Source organism: Psychrobacter sp. bablab_jr014 (assembly GCF_016464015.1).
Taxonomy (GTDB): Bacteria; Pseudomonadota; Gammaproteobacteria; order Pseudomonadales; family Moraxellaceae; genus Psychrobacter.
In genome coordinates this window covers 1-4,667 of record NZ_JACDXT010000037.1, presented here as the reverse complement: position 1 = coordinate 4,667, position 4,667 = coordinate 1, and the positions used below count along the sequence as shown (strand labels likewise).

At 37.4% G+C, this 4,667-nt stretch carries 4 protein-coding genes; all 4 read right to left on the bottom strand.

The features are described from left to right. Positions 1-259 precede the first annotated feature (259 nt). The 4 genes from JIE71_RS08910 to JIE71_RS08895 all read right to left on the bottom strand — a co-directional run bounded on the left by JIE71_RS08910 (position 260) and on the right by JIE71_RS08895 (position 4,377). Positions 260-1,681 (bottom strand): DUF3631 domain-containing protein, encoded by a 1,422-nt coding sequence (locus JIE71_RS08910; RefSeq protein ID WP_199508363.1) that lies wholly within the window; start codon positions 1,679-1,681, stop codon positions 260-262. 2 nt (positions 1,682-1,683) lie between these two features. After that, on the bottom strand, positions 1,684-1,869 hold the full coding sequence (locus JIE71_RS08905; protein WP_227685536.1) for a helix-turn-helix transcriptional regulator: 186 nt from the start codon (positions 1,867-1,869) through the stop codon (positions 1,684-1,686). 183 nt (positions 1,870-2,052) lie between these two features. Further along, complete coding sequence (locus JIE71_RS08900) at positions 2,053-3,036, bottom strand: hypothetical protein (protein WP_199508361.1); 984 nt, start codon at positions 3,034-3,036, stop codon at positions 2,053-2,055. 162 nt (positions 3,037-3,198) lie between these two features. Continuing rightward, positions 3,199-4,377, bottom strand: a complete 1,179-nt coding sequence (locus tag JIE71_RS08895; protein ID WP_199508360.1) for a tyrosine-type recombinase/integrase — start codon at positions 4,375-4,377, stop codon at positions 3,199-3,201. Positions 4,378-4,667 lie beyond the last annotated feature (290 nt).

The window sequence follows — 4,667 nt, the reverse complement described above, 5'->3', positions numbered from 1 at the left end:
GATTATTTACCGCTGTTCTACCAACATCGGTCTCTTTACCTGAACAATACGGTGCTATCTTTGCCCACTGGGCATCACTTAGGGTTAATCTAGTCATAACACTATGATTATCAATTATTCTATATATGTCAACACACCCTAGAACATGCTCCAAATTTCATATAGGCTAGCTTCAATAGGGTTAGACAAAAGAAAAGGACTGAAAACTGTATTAAACAGATTTCAATCCTTTGTGTACGCTTTAAAATCGGGAGTAATGCTACGATAAATAACGTGTGAAAGCATCATTAAGGTCATTGATATCGTAACCTTTACCTCGTACTTCCTTACCGCGTAGGTCAAGCGTCCTCATATCCTTAGATGAAATCTTGAATTCACTTAGTCTTTTAGCAATTTGATGTAAAGTTATAGGCTTGCCATGATTTAGAGTTGACCAGATCATCTCTGGATCTCTACATAATCCTGCAAGCAAGTCTCTACTTAAAAGCCTGTTGGTTCCATATAGATTAAAAACGATTTCAATATCGGCTAAGAGCTGCTCATTTAAACTAGGTTCATCGCTTTCAATACCAGAAATTTCGATACAAGCATTATGAGCCTTTTCCAGCCAATCATCACCTAATATCATAGCTATTTTCAGCAAAATTTCCCAGTTGTCCTGTGCCCGATCGTTGATATAAGTAGGTAATACTGGCTTTGCTGCTTTGACAGCTGCCATATTATCATTAGACCACCTAGCAAGCTGCGATTGGATTTTGTTAGTAGTATCTACAGACAGATCACGCACTCGTTTTTTTGTCTCATTTTTCATTTTACGGCGTAGCGTGAGCGATATTGAGCGATCTATTAGCGTGTCAGGAATTTTGCCAATACCGGAAATCGCTTTAGCACTATAAACATTGAATGTTATTAATTGGTGATCATCACCAAAACAGCGCGTAATGTTTGAGCCATCACGACTATGACCTGCATTTAGTACACCTCGTATGCCCTCATCATCATTGAGAAACGTGTCAACCTCATCAATGAATAATGTTGGTTCATAGGCTTCAATGCAACGAAATAGTGCTGGCCCTGTGATGTTAGATGTTGATAGCGACTTTTTGCTCAAACGGCTCATTAGTTTTAAAAGCGTACTTTTACCGCAACGCTTTTCCGGAGCATTAATCCAAGCAATAGGTAAAATATCACTTGCTGGAATAAGCCATGTCATTAGTATCCATAATGTAGCAGCCACTCTAACTGCATCAGTGCAAGCGATATGATCTTCTATTATCTGATATATTAGACTAACTATTAAAGCAATATTTAATACTGGTTCTGAGCTTGGCTGAGTATAAACAACTAAACATTCATCTTTTCCAACGTCTAATTTATTCCTAGCGCTTTTCACCAATTGATCAAACGCCTTTAATGTTACATTTAAGAACTTAGCAGTATCAATTCGTGCTAGCTGATAATCTAGCTCTGGCAATTTAGCTATATTGTTAATAATGGCTTTTGCTTCCTCTGAGCTAATTTTCGGCACATTTTGTGGTAAAATATCTAATGATGGCTGGTCTATGTCATCTGTAGTAGTTTCTGAAAGCTTAGCATCTTGCAGGATGCTTGGCTTTTTTATTGGGTCAACTGATCGCTCATCAATTGCCTCAGGAGGTGTAACCTTGTTGTTTTTACTCATGATTATGCCTCCTTATCATTAGAAGACGTAGAATGGCTCTCAATCCATGCTAGAACCTCAGAGTTTCGCCAGGCCACCACGGTTGGAGACAGTCTTATGCTGGCAGGAAACCTACCATCACGACTCCACTCATGTAAAGTCGTTCTCGAAAATGGTAAAAAAGGAAGGATGGTTTTTGCTCGTGACATGCCCTGGACAGGTAACGTACTAATTAACTCGTTTTTTAATGACTCGTTACAGTCATTATGTTTATATTGATCGTACATTTTATTTCTCCATACTTACGGCAGCGACATGCTGCGGTAAGTATGGAATGATAGTGATATACGTTAAATATGTCATCGCAAGTTGCGATCACTAAATCGCAAATTTTATTGTTTGTCGTTTTTATTAGCATTAGCAAAAATATCTTCAATATTTCGTTTACCAAGTTTTGGAATCTTCTCATTTATAATATGCTGAATTAAGCCAGATTGAGTCGGTTCACCTGTGCTCTTAAGGCTATCGCTTTTGAAATGATATGCATTAATATCAGGGTTTAGTAACAAATCTTTAAGAACTAATATCAATGAGTAGACACTATCTTTGACATCATTTTCTGGCTGTTGAGACTGAGATTTTCTCAATTCTTTTTTAAGTGTCTCTATCTCTTTATGTTGCTGACTGATAGTTCTACTTGCAGATGATAGCTCCGATTCTAGTTTAGGAATGAAGTGACTATTTTTTATAATACTAAGAATGTATAGTAAATCATGCTTCGCAAATAGTAACTCACAGTTCTTTTCTAAATTCACGCTTTGATTTTCATCACTTTCAATTGCATATAGTATGTAACCTTCTATTTCGTCATCATTCAAACCAGAGTCGTTTAAGTCAAACCATATAGCTTGAGAAACAGGTCTCTGATCACCTAGAATAACTTCGATTCCTAACGCAGATTGTACAATGTTTAGAGGGGATAATTTAAACACTCCTTCAGTAAACAATTTTGCTCCAGCTGTTTTAGTAGCAAACTTGTCCTCAAAAGAAGATAAAAGTTTTTTAACTAAATATATAATGCTATCTACGTTTAACGCAGAATCATAGTAATGCGGCTCAGTCAATTCTCCAACTTCTAATTTAGTCATCTCTTTTTTGATAGTATTGGTTAAAGAGTTTATTGTTGACTCTCTATTCATTGAGATACTTTGAGTTACAAAGCTGACTAATCCTTTGTATTTGACATATGGCGTAAGTTGATTTGTATTGATTAAGCGCATAATAGCTTCATCATTACTAAATGCCCTATCATTTGTTGCAGCTAGATATTTTCTAACTTCTTCTATAGTGAAGAAAGGTTTAGTGTCATCAGACATATTTTTCCTTAAAGTTTGAACTTTACATAATTTACAAAGACAGGTTGAAATTTAACTTAGCATATAAAGAGGTTTCTTTAAAAAACGATTTTCAGCTTAAAGATTCCGTCAAATTCTAAGAAGGGTTAAGAACTAATTTAATAGATGTACAGTCAATTGTATTTATATATCAGCATCTATATAGGCTGCCCATCTTTTCATCATATCTTTACGATAGTCTAAATGCTGAGCACCGTTATATGCTTTACTAATCTTATTTTCTTGTTCATGAGCCAGTTGTAACTCAATAGCTTCATGCATAAACCCCTGCTCATGAAGGGTAGTACTTGCCAGCCCTCGGAATCCGTGCCCCGTCATTCTATATTTATAGCCCATCTGGTATAAAGCATTTATAAACGCATTTTGGCTGTAAGGTTTGCGAGTTGAAGGGTTGTAGAATACATACCGCTCTGAAAAATTCAGCTCTTTAATTTGTTGTAATATATCTATGACCTGTGGTGCAAGAGGCACAATGTGAGGTCTATCCATCTTCATTTTGTCTGCAGGTATACGCCAAATTTTATCGTTCCAGTCGATCTCTGACCATTCCATGAACCTGAGCTCATTAGTGCGCACGAAGGTATAGCATAGAAACAATAGACCTAATTTAACAATGATATGACCTGTGTAACTATCAATGTCGCTTAAAAGCTGAGGCAACTCTTTTGAAGTAATGCGACTGTGGTTTTTAGTTTTATGCGGTTTGATGGCTGCTGATAAGTCTGCTGCAGGATTTGATGTTGCCATACCAGTACGAATAGCATGCTTAAATATCTGTCCAACTTCTGCCATAATTCGTCGCGCCATTTCATTAGCGCCGCGTGCTTCAATATGCTTACCGATTGTCAAAATATCAGGTGACGTAATGTCGTCGATTAGCTTATGTCCTATAACTGGTTTAACGTCACGCATGTAGGCTGAATAGTTACGGCTAAACGTACTAGAGGCTAAAAAGGTCTTGCGGTCTGCATACCAGGCCTGGGCAATAGTATCAAAAAGCCTTGAACCATCTTGTTCAGCAAGCTTTTCTTTTTTCTTATCTTTAGGGTTAATACCTTCGTTAATCTGTTGCTTTATTTCTAGGTTACGCTGGCGTGCTTGTTGTAATGTGATTACTGGATATTTACCTAAAGTGAGTGACTGCTGTTTACCTTGCCAGCGGTAAGCACTGACCCAGACTTTGTTTCCAGTGTGTCTTACCCACAGTTGAAGGCCATCGCCATCACTGTGCTTGTCAGGGCGGCTAGGGGTGCATTTTTCACTTGGGGTTAGTCTGTTGATAATCGTATGAGTTAATGGCATGTTGGTATATCTCCACGTTGGTATAATCTATACCAACAAATATACCAATATTCTATATGGTTCGCCACATACCTATACTTTCGCAAATCTTGTAAAACCCCATAAAAAAAGGCTTGCCGCATCGCTGCGAACAAGCCTGATTCAATATGTGGTGGGCCCAGTAGGACTTGAACCTACGACCAAAGGATTATGAGTTTTATAAGCGTTGAAAATATATAACAATACATGGCGATACATGCCAATACATAACGATAAATTTACAATGCTATCAATGGGTTAGGTGAGATAAT